Source organism: Sphingomonas sp. (assembly GCF_019746015.1).
Lineage (GTDB): Bacteria > Pseudomonadota > Alphaproteobacteria > Sphingomonadales > Sphingomonadaceae > Sphingomonas.
The window spans coordinates 1-21789 of record NZ_JAIESM010000092.1; the positions used below are offsets into that span (position 1 = coordinate 1).

Genomic DNA, 21789 nt, shown 5'->3' on the forward strand with positions numbered 1-21789 from the left:
GGCCGGCCGCTGGGCGCGCGCGCCGGCATGCCAGGCGGCGGCAAGCGGCTGAGCCTCATCGACACGCTGCGCGCGGCGGCACCATGGCAGCGGGTGCGCGGGCGCGGGGCGGGCGAGACACTGCGCCTGTCGCGCGACGATCTGCGCATCCGCCGCTTCGAGTCGCGTGCGGAGGCGCTTACTGTGTTCGCGGTCGATGCGTCGGGTTCGGCGGCGCTGGCCCGGCTCGCCGAGGCCAAGGGCGCGGTCGAGCTGTTGCTGGCAGAAGCCTATGTGAAGCGCGCGCAGGTCGCGCTCATCGCCTTCCGTGGGGAGGGGGCGGAGATCATCCTGCCGCCCACCCGCTCGCTTGCGCGCGCCAAGCGGGCGCTGGCCGGGCTGCCCGGCGGGGGCGGCACGCCGGTCGCCGCGGGGCTCGATGCCGCGCGCACGCTGGCGGAAGGCGCGGCGCGGCGCGGGCGCACGCCCTATCTGGTGGTGCTGTCGGACGGGCGCGCCAATATCGCCGCTGATGGCTCGGCAGATCGTGCCCGCGCCACTGCCGATGCCGAACAGGCGGCACGCGGCATCGCGGCGCTGGGCATTGGCGCCGCGTTCGTCGACATCTCGCCCCGTCCCCGGCCGGAAGGCGAAGCGCTCGCCCGTGCGATGCACGCGCGCTATCTGCCCTTGCCGCGCGCCGATGCCGGCCGCATCCATGCCGGCGTCACCGCCGCGATGAAGGAGGCGTGATGCTGAGCGACCAATTGCAGCTGGACGGTGTGGCCGACTGGCCCAACCGCGACGCCAGCCGCTTTGTCGAGGCAGGAGCATTGCGCTTCCATGTGCAGGTAATGGGCAGCGGGCCGGCGCTGCTGCTGCTCCACGGCACCGGGGCTGCAACGCATAGCTGGCGCGGGCTGGCGCCGCTGCTGGCCGAGCATTTCACCGTGATCGCCCCCGATCTGCCCGGCCATGGCTTCACCCGGGGGCGGCCCGCCGGTGGGCTGACCATGCCGGCGATGGCGGGCGCGGTCGGCGCGCTGATGCGCTCGCTGGCGGTGGCGCCGGCGCTGATCGTCGGCCATTCGGCAGGCGCCGCGATTGCCAGCCGCATGGCGATCGACGGGCTGGCGGCGCCGGCGGGTGTCATCGGCCTGAACCCCGCAATGATGCCCTTTCCCGGCATCGCTGCGCGGCTGTTCCCCGGCCTTGCACGGCTGTTGTTCGTCAATCCGTTTGCGCCGCATTTCTTTGCCGGCCTTGCCCGCCAGCCGGGCGAGGTGAAGCGCTTTCTGGGGCGCAGCACCGGCTCGCGCATCGATCAGGCGGGGCTCGATCACTATGCGCGTCTGTTCGGCACTGCCGCCCATGTCGCCGGCGCAATCACGATGATGGCCGACTGGGATCTGGATGCCCTGGCGCGCGATCTGCCGCGCCTGGCCGTGCCGCTGCTGCTGCTCCACGGGGCGGGCGATGCGATGGTGCCGGTCAGCGCCGCGCGCGATGCGGCGGCCCTGGTGCCGGGCGCCCGGGTCGATGTACTGCCGGGCCTCGGCCATCTGGCGCATGAGGAGGACCCGGCGCTGGTTGCGCGCCACATCCTGGCCTTTGCCGAACAGACCGGTGCGCGCGCGCCCTAACCCTCGCGCGGCATCCGGAAGGGCAGCATCCACTGGACGAGCGGCGACCGGAAGCGGCCGAGCGACAGGCTTTCATGCACCGCCGTCGCGCGCTCGCCATAGATGGTCGTCTCGATCGCCGAGCGGGCGTAGAAGGGCGCATCGACCCAGGTTTCGCGCACAAAGGGCCGCGCGCCGGGGTCGGCCCGGGTCAGCCGCTCGATCCCCCAGCCGCTGCGCGCCAGCCGTTCGCGCGGCGGCGGCGGCATGTCGTGCCAGGTGCCGGTGCGGTCCATCCGCAGCGCCAGTTCAAAGGGCTGGCCGCCAGCGCGGGTTCCTTCATAGAGCACGGCGACATCGTTCTTCAGGTGCGCGCGCGACCAGTGCCAGTCGTTGAAGCCGGTCTCCAGCGGTTCCTCGCCGAAGTTCGAATCGAAATAGCCATGGCCGCGCCAGCTGACGCTGGGATGCGCCATTGCCACCTGCACCCGCGCGCGTGGCGCCACGGGGTGCCAGCGGTGCCGGCCGGCGGGGTCCAAGTGGAAGCCGGTTTCGCCGATCCATTCCGGGCGGATCGAAATCACCCCGCGCACCGGAAAGGGCAGCGGCGCGCTGGTCTCGTCGATATGGATGACCAGACTATCGCCATCCCAGTGCAGGCTGCTCGGCCCGATGGTGAAGCTCGATTCGTCGCGCGCACAGGCGGCGGCACCGCGCTCGGTCATCGTCCAGGCGCTGGCGCGCGGGCCCATCATCGAAACGTTCAGCGCGCAATGCGCCATCGGTTCGCGGCGGCCCGCCAGTTTGTAATAGGGCGAGAAGACGCTGCCGACAAAGGCGATGATGGTCAGCCCGTAGCGCCCGTCGTCGCTGGTTGCGTCGATATACCACCAGGCATAGCCGCCAGGGCAGACCGGCGCGTCGAAGCGAGGTCCTTGAGCAGGGTAGCGCAGGCTAGCCGGCCGGACAGCGCCGCCATCGGCACGCCCGGCCCCGGGTGCGTCGCTCCACCCGCCAAGTAGAGCCCGGGAACGCGGGTATGGCTCGTTGGCCGGCGGAAGGCGGCCACTGAGCCGTGCGATGCCCGTCCATAAAGGGCTCCACCCGTCGACGGGAAGAGCGCCTCGAAGGTGGCGGGCGTCGACAGGATGGTGGTTTCCGGGGGCAATTCCACCGACAGGCCCGACCGGGCCAGGCAGGCGATCATTCGTGATTGGCATTGCTCCACCTCCGCATGGGAAAGGGTGACCCGGTCGCCAAGCGCCGGGGCATTGACCAGAATCTGCAACCGCTCGCGCCCCGTAGCCGGCCCGCCATCGGAGGGACGATCGGCGGCGCAGATGTAAACGGTGGGCGCGTCCGGCACGCGGCCGGCGTCCAGCGCGGCAAATTCCGCCGCATAATCGCCCGAGAAGAACACATTGTGGTGCGCGAGCGGAAAGCCGCTGGTCTCGCTGTGCGTCGTCCACACCAATGCCGACAGTGACCGGCGCGCGGGCGGCATCGGCGGCGCGGCGTGCGCGACATCGGCGCCGAAGCGGCCATCGGCCAGCGCGGCCGGGTCCGCGTTGCAGATCACCCGCCGGGCGTGCAGCCGCTCGCCGCTCGCCAGCTCAACGCCTGTAACCCCGCGCTGATCGGTCAGGATCGTGCGCACCGGGCTGGCATAGCGGAAGCGCGCGCCGTGCCGCACCGCCAGCGCCTCCAGCGCGCGGGCGAGTGCGTGCATGCCGCCGTCGAGCAGCCACACGCCGCTCGCCTCGACATGCGCGATCAGCATCAGCGTCGCCGGGCAGCGATAGGGCGAGGCGCCGCAATAGGTGGCATAGCGGCCGAACAGCTGGCGCAGCCGCACGTCGCGGAAATAGTCGCCCAGGCCGCGCCACAGGCTCTGGAAGGGGCGCGTGGTCAGCAGGTCGGCCGGGTTGGCCAGCGCCATCGCCCAGGCCAAGCTGAGCTGGGTCGGCCGCGGCCCCAGGATGAACGGCTTTTCAAGCGCGCGATAAATGCGTTCGGCCTCGTCGCAGAAACGGCGATAGCCGCGCGCTTCTTCCGCGCCGGCAAAGTCGCCGATCGCGTCGATGCTGCGCTCGCGGTCGGCATGAAGGTCCAGCCGGTCCGCGCCCCAGGCGTGGCGGGCAAGCGTAGTCGCCGGCGACAGCGTCAGATAATCCTCGAGTCGCGCGTCGCAGGCGGCAAAGATGGCGTCGAACACCGGCCGCATCGTGAACACGGTCGGCCCGCCATCCACCTGGGCGGGGCCAGCGGGCATACTGCGCATCTTGCCGCCCGGTGCGGCAGCCGCTTCCACCACGGTGACGTCCAGCCCCTGGGCGGCCAGCATGGCGGCACTCACCAGGCCGCCGGCCCCGGCGCCGATGACGATTACTGACTCGCGCTCGATACCGTCGTGCAAGCGCCACTCCTCGGTCCGATTGACGCAGACCCGGCTGTCGTCCAATCTTGACAACATATGAGCCTGTCAAAAAACAATGACAATAGCCTTCGGCTCCGCTGGCTCGCCTGGCGCAACCAATGGCTCGCCAATCCCGCCACGCAACGCGCGATGATGCGACTGCCGATCATGCGCAGCATCGTCCGCTTCCGCGCGCGCCGGATGTTCGACCGGGTAACGGGCTTCACCTATTCGATGATCCTGCTTGCCTTTGTGCAGCTGGACGGGCTGCGGCGGCTGTCCGGCGCACCGGCAACGGTAGATGCGCTCGCCGTCGATTGGGCGATGGCGCCGGCTGCCGCCGAGCGATTGCTGCGCGCCGGGGCCTCGATCGGGCTGGTGCAGGCGCTCCCCGACGGGCGCTGGACATTGGGCGAGGAAGGCGCCGCGCTGCTCGGCAATCCCGGCGTTGCCGAGATGATTGAGCATCACCGGCTGCTCTATGCCGATCTGGCCGATCCGGTCGGTCTGTTGCGCAGCGGCGGCGGGGGCGGCGCGCTCCACGCTTATTGGCATTATGCCGGCGAGGCGGGGCAGGGCGGTCAGGACGAGGTGAGCGCCTATTCCCGGCTGATGGCGGCCACGCAACCGTTTGTCGCCGAACAGGTGATCGGCAGTTACCGCTTCGCCCGCCACCGCGCGATGCTCGACGTGGGCGGGGGCGAGGGGGCGTTTGCCGGCGCTGTCGCCCGCGCGGTGCCGGGGCTGCAGCTGGGCCTGTTCGATCTGCCTGCGGTCGGCGAGCGGGCACGGGTCCGACTGGCGGCGGCCGGCGTGGCCGACCGCGTCACCATCCATGGCGGCAGCTTCCTGCACGATCCGCTGCCCGGCGGTTATGATCTCGTCACGCTGGTGCGCGTGCTGCATGACCATGATGACGCGCCGGCAATGCAATTGCTGCGCAGCATTTATGCCGCGCTCCCCAGCGGCGGGCGACTCCTGATTGCCGAGCCGATGGCCGGGACTCGCGGCGCCGAAGCCTCTGGCGATGGCTATTTCGGGCTTTACCTCTGGGCGATGGGATCCGGGCGCCCGCGCCGCGTCGACGAGATCGGCGCGATGCTAACTACTTGCGGATTCAATCGATTCAAGGAGATCGCCACGCCGTTGCCGCTCAATGTCCGCATAATTGTGGCGACGCGCGCCTAAATCTGTCCAAATTGCTTGACACAGAAATGTGTAAGGCATTAACTGCCAAGACGCGATAAATGCCACACGGCCGCAAGCGGTCGCGAAGGAGTGGTGATGAAGGCGCTGGCTGTCGTTCTCGATGCACCGAAAAGGCTGGAGCTGCGCGCCCTCTCGCTCAACCCGCTCGCCGATGGCGATGTTCTGGTCGAAATCGCCTGGAGCGGAATCAGCACCGGCACCGAGAAGCTGCTCTGGTCGGGCGCGATGCCGCCCTTCCCCGGCATGGCCTATCCCCTTGTGCCCGGCTATGAATCGGTGGGTCGAGTCATCGATGCCGGGCGTGATGCGCAGCGCCGCATCGGCGAATGGGTGTTCGTGCCCGGCGCCAATTGCTTCCAGGGCGCGCGCGCGCTGTTCGGCGGCACGGCCGAGCGGGTGGTGGTGCCGGCGGCGCGGGCGCTGCCCATCGACGAGTCGCTGGGCGAGGATGGCGTGCTGCTGTCGCTGGCGGCCACCGCTCATCACGCGCTGGTCGGCGGTGCCCCGCCCGACCTGATCATCGGCCATGGCATATTGGGCCGCCTGATCGCGCGGCTGACCATTGCCTGCGGCGCACCGCCGCCAATCGTCTGGGAGACGAACCCCGCCCGCCGCGACGGTGCCACCGGCTATTCGGTGATCGCGCCCGAAGTGGACATCCGCGCCGATTATCGGGTTATCTGCGACGCCAGCGGCGCCAGCGCGCTGCTCGACACCCTGATCGGCCGACTCGCCAAGGGTGGCGAGATCGTGCTGGCCGGCTTCTACGACCGCCTGACCTTTTCCTATGCCCCCGCCTTCATGCGCGAGGCGCGTCTGCGCATTGCCGCTGAATTCACGCCGGAGGACAGCGCCTCCACCATCGCGCTGGTCGAAGCCGGCGCGCTCAGCCTGGCCGGGCTTGTGTCCCATATCCGCCCCGCCGCGCAGGCGGCAGCGGCCTACCCCGAAGCGTTTGAAGATCCTGCCTGCCTGAAAATGGTGCTCGATTGGAGAGTTGCGTCATGATGCTTGATCTGGGTGCACTGCGGAACGAAGCGAACCAGGAACCCGATCCGGTGCCCACCGGGCCGGTGACCAAGGAAACCCAGATCATCGCGATCTATGGCAAGGGCGGCTCGGGCAAGTCGTTTGCGCTGGCCAATCTCAGCTACATGATGGCGCAGCAGGGCAAGCGCGTGCTGCTGATCGGCTGCGATCCCAAGAGCGACACCACCAGCCTGCTCTTCGGCGGCAAATCCACCCCGACGATCATCGAAACCTCGTCCAAGAAGAAGCTGGCGGGCGAGGATCTGGCGATCGAGGATGTCTGCTTCCAGCGCGACGGCGTGTTCGCGATGGAACTGGGCGGGCCGGAAGTCGGCCGTGGCTGCGGCGGGCGCGGCATCATCCACGGATTCGAGACGCTGGAAAAGCTGGGCTTCCATGAATGGGGCTTCGACTATGTCCTGCTCGATTTCCTCGGCGATGTGGTGTGCGGCGGCTTTGGCCTGCCGATCGCGCGCGACATGTGCCAGAAGGTGATCGTGGTCGGCTCGAACGACCTGCAATCGCTCTATGTCGCCAATAATGTGTGCAAGGCGGTTGAGTATTTCCGCAAGATGGGCGGCAATGTCGGTGTCGCCGGCATTCTGATCAACAAGGATGACGGCACCGGCGAGGCGCATGCCTTTGCCAAGGCGGTCGGCATTCCCGTGCTCGCGGCGATTCCGGCGAATGAGGATATCCGCCGCAAATCCGCCAATTACCAGATCATCGGCAAGCCCGGTGGCGAATGGGGCCCGCTGTTTGAGCAGCTGGCGCTCAACGTCGCCATCGCGCCGCCGCAACAGCCGGCGCCGCTCGACCAGGACGGGTTGCTGGCTCTGTTCAAGCCGGAGGACACCGGCGGCAACGTCACGCTGATGCCGGCCACCCAGGCCGACATGCGCGGCGCGGCCTATGTGCCCAAGCCCAGCCTCGAAATCATCTACGACGCGGTGTAACGATGGACGGCCCCGAACCACGCGATCGCGACCGGATCGACCTCGCAGGGGGCTGCGCCTCCAAAGACACCATGCGCGCCGCCGCCGCCGAGGCTGGCAAGAGCGCCATTCTCGAACGCTACGCCGCCGATTATCCGCAAGGGCCGCACGATCAGCCCCAGTCGATGTGCCCGGCCTTTGGCAGTCTGCGCGTCGGCCTGCGCATGCGGCGCACGGCAACGGTGCTGTCGGGTTCGGCCTGCTGCGTCTATGGCCTCACCTTCACCTCGCACTTTTATGGCGCGCGGCGGACGGTGGGCTATGTGCCGTTCAATTCGGAAACGCTCGTCACCGGCAAGCTGTTCGAGGACATCAAGGAAGCGGTCGAAAAGCTCGCCGATCCTGCGCTCTACGACACCATCGTCGTCACCAATCTGTGCGTGCCGACGGCGTCGGGCGTGCCGCTGCAGCTGCTGCCCGATGCGATCAACGGCGTGCGGGTGATCGGTATCGACGTGCCCGGCTTTGGCGTGCCGACGCATGCCGAGGCGAAGGACGTGCTGGCGGGCGCCATGCTCAATTATGCGCGGGCGGAGGCTGAGGCTGGCCCCGTCGCTGCGCCAAAGGATCGATCGGACCGGCCAACCGTGACTCTCCTTGGGGAGATGTTTCCGGCCGACCCACCCGGCATCGGCTTGATGCTGGAGCCGCTGGGCCTCGCGGCCGGTCCGGTCGTACCGACGCGCGAATGGCGCGAGCTCTATGCCGCGCTCGATTGCGCGGTGGTAGGTGCGATCCACCCCTTCTACACCGCGAGCATCCGCGAGTTCGAGGCGGCGGGCCGTGCGATTGTCGGCTCGGCACCGGTTGGCCGCGACGGTACGGCGGCCTGGCTCGATGCGATCGGCGCGGCGTGCGGCATTGCGCGCGACCGGGTCGATGCGGCCAAGAACCGCTTCCTGCCGGCAATCGCCGGGGCGCTGGCGGCGCGGCCGGTTTCCGGCCGGATCACCGTGTCGGGCTATGAAGGCTCCGAACTGCTGGTCGCGCGGCTGCTGATCGAAAGCGGGGCGCAGGTGCCCTATGTCGGCACCGCCTGCCCGCGCACGCGCTGGTCCGACCCGGACCGCGAATGGCTGGAAGCGCATGGCGCGCGCGTGCAATATCGCGCCAGCCTGGAACAGGATCTTGCGGCGGTTGATGAATTCGGCCCCGATCTGGCGATCGGCACCACGCCGGTGGTGCAGCACGCCAAGAGCCGCGCCATCCCCGCGCTCTATTTCACCAACCTGATTTCGGCACGGCCGCTGATGGGCCCAGCCGGCGCCGGCAGCCTGGCGATGGTGGTGGGGGCCGCACTTGCCAACAAGGGCCGCTTCGACGCGATGCGCGATTTCTTCGACGGCGTCGGCGCGGGCGCCAATGCCGGGGTGTGGGAGACGACGCCGGTCGACCGGCCGGAGTTCAAGGCGAAGTTCGCCGCCAAGCGGATCGCCGCTGCCAAGGCAGAGGAGGCAGTGGGCGTATGACGCTGATCCTCGATCATGATCGTGCCGGCGGCTATTGGGGCGCGGTCTATGCCTTTACCGCGATCAAGGGCCTGCAGGTGATCATCGATGGGCCGGTGGGGTGTGAAAACCTGCCGGTCACCTCGGTTCTGCACTATACCGACGCGCTGCCGCCGCATGAGCTGCCGATCGTCGTCACGGGCCTCTCCGAGCAGGAACTGGGCCGCGACGGCACCGAGGGCGCGATGCGCCGCGCGTGGAAGACGCTCGACCCAGACCTGCCCGCGGTCGTCGTGACCGGCTCGATCGCCGAGATGATCGGCGGCGGCGTGACGCCCGAAGGCACCAATATCCAGCGCTTCCTGCCGCGCACGATCGACGAGGATCAGTGGCAGTCGGCCGACCGCGCGCTCACCTGGCTGTGGACGCAGTTCGGCCCCAAGAAAGTGCCGCCCGCCCGCCGCAAGGAAGGCGCCAAGCCCAAGGTGAACATCATCGGCCCGGCCTATGGCATGTTCAACATGCCGTCGGACCTCGCCGAGATCCGCCGCCTGGTCGAAGGCATCGGGGCGGAGGTCAACATGGCCTTTCCGCTCGGCAGCCATCTGGCCGATGTTCGCAAGCTGGCGGATGCGGAAGTCAATATCTGCCTCTACCGCGAATATGGGCGCGGGCTGTGCGAGACGCTGGAGCGGCCCTATCTGCAGGCGCCGATCGGGCTCAACTCCACCACCACCTTCCTGCGCACGCTGGCCGAGCTGCTGGGGCTGGACGCGGAGCCGTTCATCGAGCGCGAAAAGCACACCACCATCAAGCCGCTATGGGATTTGTGGCGGTCGGTGACGCAGGATTTCTTTGGCACCGCCAGCTTCGGCATCGTCGCCAACGAAACCTATGCGCGCGGCGTGCGGCATTTCCTGGAAAACGACATGGGGCTGCCCTGCCACTTCGCTTTCCAGCGCTCGGCCGGCGTGAAGCCGGACAATGAAGCCGTGCGCGAGGCGATCCAGACCAACCCGCCGCTGGTGCTGTTCGGATCGTTCAACGAGCGGATGTACATGGCCGAGGCGGGCGGGCGCGGGGTCTATATCCCGGCGAGCTTCCCCGGCGCGATCATCCGCCGCCACACCGGCACGCCCTTCATGGGCTATGCCGGGGCAACCTATCTGGTTCAGGAAGTGTGCAACGCGTTGTTCGACGCGCTGTTTCACATCCTGCCGCTCGCGCGCCAGCTCGATGCGGTTGACCCGACGCCGGCGCGCCGCGAGCCACCGCTCGTCTGGGCCGATGAGGCCAAGGTCAATCTCGACGAACGGCTGGAGCGCGAGCCGGTGCTGGTGCGGATTTCGGCGGCCAAGCGGCTGCGCGATGCCGCCGAAAGCATCACCCGCCGGGCGGGCGAAAGCGTCGTCACGCCCGAGCGGCTGCACGAAGCCCTGGCAGAGGCGGGCGTGCCATGATCCGCGCATTTTCCACCCATTCGCCGCTCCATCAGGCGGCACCACCCATCCTGGAGGGGTTTTCGGGCCCCTCCCGGATACCGTCGGGGGACGCGAGCCGCGCGCCCGATCTCGCCGGGACGACCCAAGAAGAAGGACTGATCATCTATGAGTAACGATCCAATGGGTCCTGGGACCTATATGACCGAGCAGGAAGCGAAGGAGTTCCACAACCTCTTCGTGTTCAGCACCGGCTTTTTCGTGACCGTTGCCGTGATCGCTCACATCCTGATGTGGATGTGGCGGCCATGGTTCCCGGGCACGGCGCCATACAAGGCCGGCATGGCAGCAACCGCGCCAATGCAGACCGAGGCGCCGGTCGCCTCCAAGAGCTGAGAAGGAGAATCTGACATGTGGAGAATGTGGGTAACATTTGACGGTCGCCGCATCCTGACGTTGCTTGCGATCTTCCTGTTCTCGCTCGCGGTGCTGATTCACTTCATCCTGCTGAGCACGGATCGCTACAATTGGCTCGAAGACCCCCATCTGGTCCATGGCCAGACGGTCGCAACGGGGGCGCCGGCTCCCTGAATCGGGTCGCCGGCGAGTCTATTGTCGCATCGTTCTGCGGCGGTTGGGGCGTGGCCCGCGTGACACCGGCTTGACGGTAGCGCGGGTCCGCCCGGTCGCAGAGCAAGATTGACCTGCCGTGCCTGGCGAGGGGCGGCGGGCGAGGGAGCTTGATCCAATGGCACTGCTAAGCTTTGAACGGAAATACCGGGTGCGGGGCGGAACGCTCATCGGCGGCGATCTGTTCGATTTCTGGATCGGCCCCTTTTACGTGGGCTTTTTCGGCATCACCACGATCCTGTTCGCCGGCCTGGGCACCGCGCTCATCTTCTATGGCGCGTCGCAGGGGCCGACCTGGAACCCGTGGCTGATCAGCATCGCGCCACCCGACCTGAAATATGGCCTGAAACTGGCGCCGTTGCTGCATGGCGGACTGTGGCAGATCATTACCATGTGCGCCATCGGGGCGTTCTGCTCCTGGGCGCTGCGCGAGGTCGAGATCTGTCGCAAGCTTGGCATGGGCTATCACGTGCCGATCGCCTTCAGCTTTGCGATCCTGGCCTATGTCACCCTGGTGGTGTTCCGCCCGTTCCTGATGGGGGCGTGGCACTGGGGTTTCCCTTATGGGATCTGGAGCCATTTGGACTGGGTGTCTAACACCGGCTATCAATATCTCCATTTCCACTACAACCCGGCGCACATGATCGCGGTGAGCTTCTTCTTCACCACGACGCTGGCGCTCGCGCTGCATGGCGCGCTGGTTCTGTCGGCGGTCAATCCGCTGCCGGGCGACGAGGTGAAGTCACCCGAATATGAAGACGCGTTCTTCCGCGACACCATCGGCTATTCGATCGGGACGCTGGGCATCCACCGGCTCGGCCTGTTCCTGGCGCTGAATGCCGGGTTCTGGAGCGCGGTGTGCATCATCATTTCCGGCCCCGTGTGGACGCGCGGTTGGCCCGAATGGTGGACCTGGTGGCTCAACCTGCCGATCTGGCGCTGAGGTGGAGAGCATAAAATGGCAACCTATCAGAACATCTTCACCCAAGTTCAGTTGCGCGGCCCCGCCGAATTCGGCCCGCCCGCAACCGATGGCAGCGAGCCGCGCACCGGCCAGCCCTTCTTCCTCTATTGGGCGGGCAAGCTGGGCAATGCGCAGATCGGGCCGATCTATCTGGGCTATCTGGGCGTAGCCGCGCTAGCGTTCGGCATCATCGCGTTCGAGATCATCGGTCTCAACATGATGGCGCAGGTCAACTGGAACCCGGTGCAGTTCGTGCGCCAGCTGTTCTGGCTGAGCCTGGAGCCGCCGGGGCCGCAATATGGCCTGACCATCCTGCCCCCGCTCAACCAGGGCGGCTGGTGGCTGATCGCCGGCTTCTTCCTGACCGCGTCGATCATGCTGTGGTGGGTGCGCACTTATCTCCGCGCGCGTGCGCTGAAGATGGGCACGCATGTCGCCTGGGCCTTTGCCAGCGCGATCTGGCTCTATCTGGTGCTGGGCTTCATCCGCCCGGTGCTGATGGGCAGCTGGTCGGAAGCGGTGCCTTTCGGCGTGTTTCCGCACCTTGATTGGACGGCAGCCTTCTCGATCCGCTACGGCAATCTGTTCTACAATCCGTTCCACGCGCTTTCGATCGTCTTCCTCTATGGCTCGACGCTGCTGTTCGCGATGCACGGCGCGACGATCCTGGCGGTGGGCCGCTATGGCGGCGAGCGCGAGATCGAGCAGATCACCGACCGCGGCACTGCCAGCGAGCGCGCCGCACTGTTCTGGCGCTGGACGATGGGCTTCAACGCCACGATGGAATCGATCCACCGCTGGGCGTGGTGGTTCGCGGTGCTGACGACGCTGACCGGCGGCATCGGCATCCTGCTGACCGGCACGGTCGTCGACAACTGGTATCTGTGGGCACAACAGCATGGCTATGCACCGGCCTATCCGAGCACGGGCACGGTCGATCCAGCCTCTTTGCCGGGAGCACCAAAATGAGCCGTGAAACTTATCTGGCGCCGGTGGTGATCGGCGTCCTCTCGCTCACCCTTGGCGGGTGCGAGCTGGGGCCAAAGGCCTATGCCCAGAACGGCTATCGGGGCACTGGCATGGACCAGATCACCGCCAAGTCGCGGCAGGCGGCCTATACCGTGCCCGCGCCGCCCTATGACCTGCCCGCCGCCGATGGCCCGCGTGCAAAGGAGGTTTACCAGAACGTCCAGGTGCTGGGCGATGTCAGCGCGGAGCGGTTCAACCATCTGATGGCGGCAATCAACACCTGGGTGGCGCCGCAGCAGGGCAGCAATCCCGACAATGTCGGCTGCAATTACTGCCACAATCCGCAGAATCTGGCGTCGGACGAGAAATATACCAAGGTCGTCGCGCGGCGGATGCTGCAGATGACGATGAACATCAACTCGACGTGGAAGACCCACGTCAAGGGAACGGGCGTCACCTGCTATACCTGCCACCGCGGCAATGCCGTGCCCAAATATGTGTGGTCGATGGCCGATGCGCCGGGCGGGCAGAGCGGCCTTGCCGGCAACAAGTTCGGGCAGAACACGCCGGTGCCGGCGGTGGCCTATTCCTCGCTCCCCTATGATCCGTTCTCGACCTATCTGAACGGGGCGAAGAACATCCGTGTCCAGGGCCAGACGGCGCTGCCGCCCAGCACGTCGGGCGCATCGATCGCGCATACCGAGCAGACCTATGGCCTGATGATGCACATGTCGTCGTCGCTGAACGTCAACTGCACCTATTGCCATAACAGCCGCGCCTTTGCGGTGTGGTCGCAAAGCCCGGCGCCGCGTGCCCAGGCCTGGTATGGCATCCGCATGGTTGGCGATGTCAACAGCACCTATATCGGCTCGCTCGCCAATGTGTTCCCCGCCTATCGCAAGGGGCCGCATGGCGATGTGCTGAAGGCCAATTGCCAGACCTGCCACCAGGGCCAGAACAAGCCGCTGGGCGGGGTCAGCATGCTGAAGGACTATCCGGACTTGGCCGCCATGGTGGCTGCGCCGGCGCCTGCCGCGGCAGCGCCAGCACCGGCGCCAGCGGCCAAGGAAGCGGCCGCCGGCGAGACCGCCAGCAAGACACCGGCGGCTGCCCAACCCTGAGGATTGCCGGGCGCCACGGGCAATGGCGGTACGCATGTCCGCCACCCTGCGGCGCCCGGCTCTCGCTACCGTCAGCGCGGCACGGTGGTGAGCCAGGGGCCATCCGGGCTTGACCGCCCTATCCCGTTCGCCAAGGGAACGGGATCGTCGAATGATGGGCGAATCCAAGCACGATGGCCGATGTTCCAGACCATGAGCCCGCGCTGACCGAGGGCAGCGTCCGCGCCCCGCGCGGCGCCAATATCGGCACGCGCAGCCACCCGCTGCGCGCCTCGCTGTCGGCCGAAATGCATGTCCGCCGCCTGCCGCGCTTTTCGGCGCCGGCCCGGCTGATGCAGGTCGTCACCCTGCTGGGCGAGGCGGGCGCGGCCGAAAGCTGGCGCCATATCAGCGATCTGGCCGCGCGCGCCGGGCTGACCATTGCCGAGCGGGCCAAATATGCGGTGGTGCCGCTGCCCGGGGCGACCCTGGTGTGGGAACGGCATACCGAATTCGCCAGCTATACCTTCATCCGCGAAGGGGCGTTCGGCGCGCCGTTCGATCCGCTGCATTTCGCGCCGCTGTCCGAAGACGTGCTGGCCGGCATGCCCGGCGACGTCATCCGCGCGACCCAGATCGCGGTGCAGCCGCCGGGCGCGCCGCCCCCGCTCGACGCCGAGCTTGACCAGTGGTTCACCCGCGATGCGCTGGTGGTGTGCGACGTGGTGGGCGGCAAGGCGCGGCTGATGTCCGATTTCCGCCTTCATGCCGACGGCTTTGGCCGGTTGCTGATCCGCGACCTGGGGCTGCAAGGGGATGAGCCGTCGCAACTCGTCACCCGCATTCAGGAACTGGGCAATTATCGCAACATGGCGCTGCTCGGCCTGCCGATCGCGCAGGAGACGACGCCCGAGCTGACCAAGCTCGAACAGCGGCTGGCAATGCTGACGCATGACGTGTCCGAGCGCCGCAGCGAGGATGATGCGCTGCTCGACGAGCTGACCTTCCTGTCGGCGGAGCTGGCCCGCCTGTCCGCAGCCACGCGCTACCGGATGAGTGCCACGCGCGCCTATGCCCAGCTGTCGATCGAGCGGCTGCACGCGCTCGATCTGGCGCCGGTGCGGGGCTTTCAGACGCTGGGCGACTTTACCGAGCGCCGTCTGATGCCGGCGGTGCGCACCTGCGACAGCTTTTCGGCGCGGATCGAGGATCTGCAGCAGCGCGCCGCCTGGGCCAGCGCGCTGCTGCGCACGCGCATCGACATCGCGCTCGCCAAGCAGAACCGCGACCTGCTCGAATCGATGGACAAGCGCACCCAGCTGCAGCTGCGCCTGCAACAGACGGTGGAGGGGCTGTCGGTGGTGGCGATCAGCTATTATCTGATCGGCCTAATCGCCTATCCGATCAAGGCGACGCCGGGCATCAACCACGAAATCGGCATCGCGGTGGCGGTGCCCATCGTGGTGCTGGTCGTCGCGCTGTTCGTCAACCGGATGCGGCGCCACCTCAGCGAATAGCGGCGGCCGGCGTTGCCGGCACCGGGCCGGTGGGCGCGGCGTCGATCAGCGCGTCGCCCCCCAGCGCGCGATACAGCGCCACCCGATTGGCCGCCGCCACCAACTGGGTGGTGACCAAAGTCTGCTGCGCCTGATACAGCGCGCGCTGCGCGTCGAGATTGGCCAGATAGCTGTCGATCCCGCCGCGATAGCGTGCCTCGGTCAGGCGGAACGTCTCGGACGCCGCACGGGTCAGGTCGTTCTGCGCGCCCAGCTGCGCCTCGATCGTGCCGCGCCGCGCCAGCGCATCGGCGACTTCGCGAAACGCGGTCTGGATGCTGCGTTCATAGGTGGCGAGCGCGGCGTCGAACTGGGCGCGCGCGATCGCCAGATTGGCCTTGGCCCGGCCGCCTGCAAACACCGGATAGTTGATGCCGGGAATCAGCGAATAGTTGAACGCGCGCGTGGTGAACAACTGCTCGATGAAATTGTTCGAGGCGAGGCCACCGAGTGCCGTGAAGCTGATGCGCGGGAACATCGCCGCACGCGCGGCCCCCACCTGGGCGTTGACGGCGCGCAGCTGATATTCGGCCTGCACAATGTCCGGCCGGCGCAGCAGCAACGTGGACTGGGTGCCGGCGGGCAGATCGGCAATCGTCGGCCCGGCCTGTTCGATCGATGCGGGCAACAGCGCGGGTTCGACCGGCGCGCCGACCAGCAGCTCCAATGCGTTCACATCCTGCGCCACTGCCGTTGTCTGTTGCGCCAGGTTCGACCGGGCGAGCGCCAGCACCGTCTCCGCCTGTGTCAGGTCCGATCGCGGCGCCACCCCGCCATCGACGCGCGCGCGGACCAGCCGGATCGCGTCGCTTGCCGTGCGTTCGGTCTGCCGCGCCAGCTCCAGCAGCGACTGGTCGGCGCCATATTGCAGCCAGGCGGTGGCAATATCGCCGACCAGCGTCAGCCGGGTTGCCCGCGCGCCCGCCTCGCTGGCGAAATACTGGTTGCGCGCTGCCTGCGCGAGTGCTGCGACCCGCCCGAACAGGTCGATCTCGAACGCGGTCGCGCCGAAGCTCAGGTTGAAGGTGGTGCGCTCGCCGCCGATGACGGGCGCGCCATTATTGTTGGTGCGGCCGGTGCCCGGGTCGATCACCGAGCCGGTATTGTTGCTGCCCAGCGTGGGGAATCGGTCAGCGCGGGCCACGCGATATTGCCCGCGCGCGGCGGCGATATTGGCGGCGGCGATGCGCAGGTCGCGGTTGTTGGCCAGCGCCCGGGTGATGATGGTCTGCAGGCGGGGATCGCGGAACACATCCGGATAGGACAGCGACGGCAGCGGCTCGCCGGCGGGTGCGTAGGCGGCGCCCTGCGGCCAGGTGGCGGGCACGGGGGGCGCGGGCCGCTGATATTTCGGCACGAACGAGCAGCCGGCCAGCAGCGCGAGCAGAACGGGTGCCAGCCGCTTCATGCCGCATCTCCGCTCGGCCTGGGCGGGTGGTGCAGCCGCTTCAGCGTGTCGCGCGTCGTGCGCCGCACGATCACGAAGAAGAGCGGGATGTAGAAGATCGCCAGGATCGTCGCGGTCAGCATGCCGCCGATCACCGATGTGCCGATGGCGATGCGCGAATTGGCGCCGGCACCCGTCGAAATCGCCAGCGGCAGCACGCCGAAGATGAAGGCCAGGCTGGTCATCAGAATCGGGCGCAACCGGATGCGCGCCGCCTCCACCGCCGCATCGATCACGCGCTTGCCTTGCTTCTCGGCCTGCTCGGCAAATTCGATCATCAAAATGGCGTTCTTGGCGGCCAGGCCCATCGTGGTCAGCAGGCCGATCTGCAGATAGACGTCGTTCACCAGCCCACGCAGCGTGACCGCGAACACCGCGCCGACCAGCCCGAGCGGGATGACCAGCAGCACCGCCACCGGGATCGTCCAGCTTTCATAAAGTGCGGCCAGGCACAGGAACACGACCAGCAGCGACAGGCCATAGAGCAGCGGCGCCTGCCCCGAGGACAGCCGTTCCTGAAATGACAGGCCGGACCAGGCAATCGACGTGCCGGGATATTTGCTGGCCAGCTGCTCGATCCGGTCCATCGCCTCGCCGGAGCTGTGGCCGGGTGCCGGCTGGCCGGAAAATTCAAAGCTGGCAATGCCGTTGAACCGGGCAAGCGTTGGCGGCGCGCTCGACCAGCGGGTGGCAGCGAACGAGGAGAAGGGCGCCATCTGGCCATCGCTTGAGCGGACGAACCACTGGCCCAGATCCTCCGGCCTGGAGCGATAGGGCGCATCGCCCTGAACGAACACGCGCTTCACCCGGCCGCGGTCGGTGAAGTCGTTGACATAGCGCCCGCCCCAGGCGGTGGAGAGGGTGACGTTCACGTCCTGCTGGCTGATCCCCATCACCTGCATCTTCTGCTGGTCGAGATCGACCTTCAGCGTCGGCTGGTCGTCCAGATCGGTCAGGCGGACCTGCGCCAGTTCAGGATCGGCCATCGCCTCGGCAAACAGCGCATCGCGTGCCGCCTTGAAATCCGCCCGGCTGAGGCCGCCGGTGTTGAGCAGTTCCAGCGTGAAGCCGTTCGACTGGCCCAGGCCCCGGATCGCGCCGGGCACCAACACGTTGACGCGCGCATCGCGGAAATTGGCGAACGCCTTGGTTGCGCGCAGCGCGATGGCGTCGGCGCTGTTGTCGGCGCCCACGCGCTGGTCCCAGTCGGCCAGCGAGACGAAGCTGCGCCCCTGATTCTGCCCCGCCGGCCCGCCGCCACCGCCGCCGCTGACGGTCAGGAGCGCGGCGACATTCTTCTTTTCCGGCCCCAGGAAATAGCGCTCGATCCCCTGCTGCACGGCAAAGGTGCGCGCCTGGGTGGCGCCGGGCGGCAGGTTGAACACCAGCTGCAGGCCGCCCTGATCCTCGGTCGGCAGAAAGCCCGTCGGCAGCCGCACGAACAGCCCGACGAGCAGCGCCGCTACCCCGCCATAGATCAGCAGGTAGAGCAGTTTGCGGTCGACGATCTTCGGAATGGCGCCGGCATAGCGCGCGACCATCGCCTCGAACCGGCGGTTGAAGCCGTCGCGCAGCCGGTCGGTCCAGCGATCATGGCGCTGGGCCGATTTGGGTTTCAGCAGCGTCGCGGTCAGCGCCGGCGACAGCACCAGCGCGACCACCACGGAGAGGACCATCGCCGAGACGATGGTGATCGAGAACTGGCGATAGATGACGCCGGTCGATCCGCCGAAAAACGCCATAGGCAGGAACACCGCCGACAGCACCAGCGCGATCGCGATCAGCGCGATGTTGATTTCGGACATCGACCGGATCGTCGCGTCGCGCGGCGACATGCCGGGATTTTCCTCCATCAGCCGCTCGACATTTTCGACCACGACGATCGCGTCGTCGACCAGCAGACCGATTGCCAGCACCAGCCCGAACAAAGTGAGCGTGTTGATCGAAAAGCCGAGCGCTGCAAACACGCCGAACGTGCCCAGCAGCACCACCGGCACCGCGATGGCCGGAATGAGCGTTGCCCGCCAGCTCTGCAGGAAGACGAACATCACGATCACGACCAGCACGATCGCCTCGATCAGCGTCTTCACGACTTCCTCGATCGACAGCTTGATGAACTTGGTCGCGTCCGACGGATAGGCAACCGCGAACCCGGCCGGCATCGATTTGGTGAGCTCGGCGACCTTGGCCTTCACCAGTTCAGCGGTGGTCAGCGCGTCGGCGCCGGGGGCGAGCGACACGGCAAAGCCGGCGCCGGGATGGCCGTTGGTGCGGCTGCGGATCGAATAATTTTCCGCGCCCAGCTCGACGCGGGCGACATCCTTCAGCCGCACGATCGAGCCATCGGGCGCGGTGCGCAGGATGATGTTGGCGAATTCCTCTGCCGTCGTCAGCCGCGACTGGGCAGTGACGGTGGCGTTCAGCATCTGCGTGGGCGGGCTGGGCTGGCCGCCCAGTTCGCCGGCGGCGATTTCGATATTCTGCGCCTGGATCGCCTGGATGACGTCGCCGGGGATCAGGCTGTACGAGGCCAGCTGGTCGGGCCGCAGCCACACCCGCATCGCATATTGCGCGCCGAACACATTGGTGTCGCCCACGCCCGCCAGCCGACCGATGGGGTCCTGCAGATTGCTGACCAGATAGTCGGACACGTCCTGATTGGTGCGGCGGTCGGTGGTGTCGTAGACCGCAAAGATCATCAGAAAGTCCGGGCTGGACTTGGTGACGGTCAGCCCCTGCTGCTGCACCGGGCCGGGCAGGCGGGCAAGCGCCTGCTGCACGCGGTTCTGCACCTGCACCTGGGCAATGTCCGGGTTCACGCCCTTTTCAAACGTGGCCGAGATCGTCGCCTGCCCGCGCGAGCTGGACGTGGCACTGAAATAGAGCAGCCCGTCGATGCCGGTCAGCTGCTGCTCGATGATCTGGGTAACGCTGTTTTCCAGGATTTCGGCCGAAGCGCCGGGATAGTTGGCGCGGATGTTGATCTGCGGCGGCGCGACATCGGGATATTGTTCGATCGGCAGCGTCATCAGCCCGCCCAGCCCCACCAGCATGATGAGGATGGCGATGACCCACGCAAAGATCGGCCGGTCGATGAAGATGCGCGAGATCATCGGCCGCCTATCGGCCCGGCTTGCCGGTGGGCGGCGGGGCGATGCGCTGCGGGCTGCCGGCGGGCACCGGCTTCACCACCGTGCCGGGCTTGGCGTTCAGGCTGCCTTCGGTAATCACCCGGTCGCCGGGGTTGAGCCCGGCGGAGACGACCCAGTTCGCCCCTTCGGTGCGCAGCGTGGTGACAGGCTTTGCCACCACCTTGTTGTCCGGCCCGATCACCAGCGCGGTCGCATTGCCGCGCGGATCGCGCTGAATGCCCTGTTGCGGCACTAGCATCACATTGGTGGCCACCGACTGGGCGAACATGGCGCGCACGAACATGCCGGGCAGCAGCAACCCTTGCGGATTGGGAAAGCGCGCGCGCAGCGTGACGGTGCCGGTCGCGGCGTCCACCGTCACTTCGGTGAATTCCACGTCGCCACGAAAGCCGTAATCGCTGCCATCCTCCAGCTTCAGCTGGACGGCGGCCTTGCTGGGCAGCGCGCCGCCTTGTGCCAGCGCGCGGCGCAGCGCCAGCAGATCGGCCGCGGATTCGCGGATGTCGACGAAGATCGGGTCGAGCCGCTGGATCACCGCCAGCGGCTGCGCCTGATTGCCGGTGACGAGCGCGCCTTCGGTGAACAGCGAGCGGCCGATGCGCCCGCTGATCGGCGCCGGCACGCGGGTGAAGCGCAGGTTGATCCGCGCCGTCTGCAGCGCGGCGCGCGCCTGGGCCACCTGCGCCTCGGCTTGGCGCGCCTGGGCGAGCGCGTCGGTATAGTCCTGCGCGCTCACGGCCTGGATCTCGGCCAGCGGCTTGAAGCGATCGGCGCGGGCGCGCGCGGCCTCTGCTGCGGCCTGGGCAGCGGCCAGATTGGCGCTGGCCTGGTTGCCGGCGGCGGCGAACAGGCTGGGGTCGATTTCGTAGAGCGTCTGGCCCTGGCGGACCAGCGCCCCTTCGGTGAACAGCCGGCGCTGGATGAGGCCGGTCACCTGCGGCCGCACTTCCGATGTCTGGAAGGCGGTGACGCGGCCGGTCAGCTCCGCCGTCACCGGCAGCGTCGTCGTCCGCACGACGACATAGCCCGCCTCTGGCGTGCGCTTGGGCGGTTTCTGCCCCTGCGCGCCGCAGCCCGCCAGCACCAGCGCGGCCGCCACCGGCACCATGGCCGGTTGCCACCCTGTGACTTGTCGATGCTTGCTCACGCCCCGTCCTTCACCTGCGGCAGATCGATGCGGCCGTCGATTCCCGGTGGGCAGGCATAGCGGCGGTGGCGCGGCACGCAAGTTCCGGCTTTGTGGAGATGATTGGCATCCGCGCGAAATTCGGCTAGCGGCCGCGCAGGCTGACATAGTCTTGCGACAAACGCGGTTTAGCCGGCCTGCCATCAGGGATTTGGGGAGACTATCGTTGCGCCGGACGATTCTGGCTGGATTGTTGCTTGGCGTCGCGCCGGTGGAAGCGCTGGCGCAGCAGGCCGCCCCGCGCCCCGCGCGCCCCGCCCCGGCGGAGGATCGCGGCGCCCCCGCGCAGGATGACGAGGGCGGCGACGTGGTCGTTACCGCCGGCCGCCGGCTGCCCGGTGCGGTGATTGGCGACATTCCGCCCGATCAGGTGCTGAGCCCGGCCGATATCCGATCCTATGGCGTCAGCTCGGTTGCCGATCTGCTCACAGAACTGGGGCCGCAGCTGCGCAGCGGGCGCGGCAGCGGCCCGCCGGTGGTGCTGCTCAACGGCCGGCGGATCGGCGGCTTTCAGGAAATCCGCGACCTGCCGGCAGAGGCGATCCTGCGCGTCGATATTCTGCCCGAGGAAGTGGCGCTGAAATATGGCTTCCGCGCCGACCAGCGGGTGATCAATTTCGTGCTGCGGCCGCGCTTTCAGGCGCTGAC

Annotated in this window: 19 protein-coding genes; 14 read left to right on the top strand and 5 right to left on the bottom strand. The window is 67.7% G+C overall.

The genetic code is table 11. The features are described from left to right. Positions 1 to 732 (top strand): VWA domain-containing protein (locus K2Y03_RS12390; protein WP_294091052.1); only part of this gene is annotated, 732 nt, incomplete at its 5' end. Further along, entirely contained in the window at positions 732 to 1622 is an 891-nt protein-coding gene (gene bchO / locus K2Y03_RS12395) for an alpha/beta fold hydrolase BchO (protein ID WP_294091053.1), read from the top strand. The genes K2Y03_RS12390 and bchO, both read left to right, overlap by 1 nt. On the opposite strand, the gene K2Y03_RS12400 is transcribed toward bchO, so the two are convergent. Further along, entirely contained in the window at positions 1619 to 2356 is a 738-nt protein-coding gene (locus K2Y03_RS12400; RefSeq protein WP_294091054.1) for a hydratase, read from the bottom strand. The two genes, bchO and K2Y03_RS12400, sit on opposite strands and share 4 nt — an antisense overlap. A gap of 92 nt (positions 2357 to 2448) precedes the next feature. Then, positions 2449 to 4017, bottom strand: coding sequence for a 1-hydroxycarotenoid 3,4-desaturase CrtD (gene crtD / locus K2Y03_RS12405; protein ID WP_294091055.1), 1569 nt, complete (start codon positions 4015 to 4017; stop codon positions 2449 to 2451). A 57-nt stretch (positions 4018 to 4074) separates the two neighbouring features. On the opposite strand from crtD, the gene K2Y03_RS12410 reads away from it, so the two are divergent. The 11 genes from K2Y03_RS12410 (at position 4075) to K2Y03_RS12460 (ending at position 15317) form a co-directional block, all read left to right on the top strand. Further along, positions 4075 to 5205 (top strand): methyltransferase, encoded by a 1131-nt coding sequence (locus K2Y03_RS12410; RefSeq protein WP_294091056.1) that lies wholly within the window; start codon positions 4075 to 4077, stop codon positions 5203 to 5205. Between the two features lie 96 nt (positions 5206 to 5301). Continuing rightward, positions 5302 to 6234, top strand: a complete 933-nt coding sequence (gene bchC, locus K2Y03_RS12415; RefSeq protein WP_294091057.1) for a chlorophyll synthesis pathway protein BchC — start codon at positions 5302 to 5304, stop codon at positions 6232 to 6234. Beyond that, positions 6234 to 7211, top strand: a complete 978-nt coding sequence (locus tag K2Y03_RS12420) for a chlorophyllide a reductase iron protein subunit X (protein ID WP_294091069.1) — start codon at positions 6234 to 6236, stop codon at positions 7209 to 7211. Before bchC ends, K2Y03_RS12420 begins: the two co-directional genes overlap by 1 nt. A gap of 2 nt (positions 7212 to 7213) precedes the next feature. Continuing rightward, the gene (gene bchY, locus K2Y03_RS12425; RefSeq protein ID WP_294091058.1) at positions 7214 to 8719 is read left to right on the top strand and encodes a chlorophyllide a reductase subunit Y; all 1506 of its coding nucleotides are present in this window, start codon (positions 7214 to 7216) and stop codon (positions 8717 to 8719) included. After that, positions 8716 to 10158, top strand: coding sequence for a chlorophyllide a reductase subunit Z (bchZ, locus tag K2Y03_RS12430; protein ID WP_294091059.1), 1443 nt, complete (start codon positions 8716 to 8718; stop codon positions 10156 to 10158). Before bchY ends, bchZ begins: the two co-directional genes overlap by 4 nt. Positions 10159 to 10305: 147 nt before the next feature. Next, the gene (gene pufB / locus K2Y03_RS12435; RefSeq protein WP_294091060.1) at positions 10306 to 10533 is read left to right on the top strand and encodes a light-harvesting antenna LH1, beta subunit; all 228 of its coding nucleotides are present in this window, start codon (positions 10306 to 10308) and stop codon (positions 10531 to 10533) included. Positions 10534 to 10548: 15 nt separating this feature from the next. Further along, the gene (gene pufA, locus K2Y03_RS12440; protein WP_294091061.1) at positions 10549 to 10728 is read left to right on the top strand and encodes a light-harvesting antenna LH1, alpha subunit; all 180 of its coding nucleotides are present in this window, start codon (positions 10549 to 10551) and stop codon (positions 10726 to 10728) included. A 157-nt stretch (positions 10729 to 10885) separates the two neighbouring features. Continuing rightward, positions 10886 to 11710 carry a photosynthetic reaction center subunit L gene (pufL, locus tag K2Y03_RS12445; protein WP_294091062.1) on the top strand — a complete coding sequence of 275 codons (825 nt, stop codon included), beginning with the start codon at positions 10886 to 10888 and terminating at the stop codon, positions 11708 to 11710. A 15-nt stretch (positions 11711 to 11725) separates the two neighbouring features. Continuing rightward, complete coding sequence (gene pufM, locus K2Y03_RS12450; RefSeq protein WP_294091063.1) at positions 11726 to 12700, top strand: photosynthetic reaction center subunit M; 975 nt, start codon at positions 11726 to 11728, stop codon at positions 12698 to 12700. Further along, positions 12697 to 13821 carry a photosynthetic reaction center cytochrome PufC gene (gene pufC, locus K2Y03_RS12455; protein WP_294091064.1) on the top strand — a complete coding sequence of 375 codons (1125 nt, stop codon included), beginning with the start codon at positions 12697 to 12699 and terminating at the stop codon, positions 13819 to 13821. The genes pufM and pufC overlap by 4 nt, the downstream gene beginning before the upstream one ends. A 173-nt stretch (positions 13822 to 13994) precedes the next feature. After that, complete coding sequence (locus K2Y03_RS12460) at positions 13995 to 15317, top strand: DUF3422 domain-containing protein (RefSeq protein ID WP_294091065.1); 1323 nt, start codon at positions 13995 to 13997, stop codon at positions 15315 to 15317. On the opposite strand, the gene K2Y03_RS12465 is transcribed toward K2Y03_RS12460, so the two are convergent. From K2Y03_RS12465 to K2Y03_RS12475, 3 genes are read right to left on the bottom strand one after another with little or no spacing between them, the layout of a single operon-like run. After that, entirely contained in the window at positions 15307 to 16764 is a 1458-nt protein-coding gene (locus K2Y03_RS12465; RefSeq protein ID WP_294091067.1) for an efflux transporter outer membrane subunit, read from the bottom strand. The two genes, K2Y03_RS12460 and K2Y03_RS12465, sit on opposite strands and share 11 nt — an antisense overlap. Further along, positions 16761 to 19916 carry an efflux RND transporter permease subunit gene (locus tag K2Y03_RS12470; RefSeq protein ID WP_294091068.1) on the bottom strand — a complete coding sequence of 1052 codons (3156 nt, stop codon included), beginning with the start codon at positions 19914 to 19916 and terminating at the stop codon, positions 16761 to 16763. The genes K2Y03_RS12465 and K2Y03_RS12470 overlap by 4 nt, the downstream gene beginning before the upstream one ends. A 7-nt stretch (positions 19917 to 19923) precedes the next feature. Next, entirely contained in the window at positions 19924 to 21063 is a 1140-nt protein-coding gene (locus tag K2Y03_RS12475) for an efflux RND transporter periplasmic adaptor subunit (RefSeq protein ID WP_294091070.1), read from the bottom strand. A gap of 244 nt (positions 21064 to 21307) precedes the next feature. On the opposite strand from K2Y03_RS12475, the gene K2Y03_RS12480 reads away from it, so the two are divergent. Beyond that, the coding region (locus K2Y03_RS12480) for a TonB-dependent receptor (RefSeq protein ID WP_367114774.1) at positions 21308 to 21789 on the top strand (482 nt) is incomplete at its 3' end.